General features: G+C 67.3%; 1 protein-coding gene. It reads left to right on the forward strand.

Features of this window, described 5'->3' with window-relative positions:
• A partial coding sequence (locus tag A5646_RS00710) for a fumarylacetoacetate hydrolase family protein (protein ID WP_197505082.1) occupies positions 1–551 on the forward strand: 551 nt, incomplete at both ends.

Genomic DNA, 551 nt, shown 5'->3' on the forward strand with positions numbered 1-551 from the left:
CAGCGCACCCCGTCGGCGACCGTCCCGCTCGCCGACGCGCGACTGCTGGCACCGATTCCGCGCCCGCCGTCGATCCGCGATTCCCTGTGTTTTTTGGACCACATGCGCAACTGCCAAGCCGCACTGGGTGCCGGGCGGGTGCTCGCCGACACCTGGTACCGCATTCCCGCGTTCTACTTCGCCTGCCCGACAACGGTATTGGGCCCGTACGACGACGCCCCGACGGCACCCGGAAGCGCTTGGCAGGACTTCGAATTGGAGATTGCCGCGGTGATCGGGACCGGCGGAAAGGATCTCACCGTCGAGCAGGCCGAACAGGCCATCATCGGCTACACCATCTTCAACGACTGGTCCGCGCGCGATCTGCAGCAGATGGAAAGCCAGCTGGGGATCGGTCAGGGCAAGGGCAAGGACAGCGGGGTGACGCTGGGCCCCTACCTGGTCACCCCCGACGAGCTCGAGCCGTATCGCGACTCCGCGTCTCCCGGCAAGCTGGACCTGCGCGTCACCGCCCTGGTCAACGACGCGGTCATCGGTACCGGATCGACGGC

This window comes from Mycobacterium sp. 1245499.0, assembly GCF_001673615.1.
GTDB classification, from domain to species: Bacteria; Actinomycetota; Actinomycetes; order Mycobacteriales; family Mycobacteriaceae; genus Mycobacterium; species Mycobacterium europaeum_A.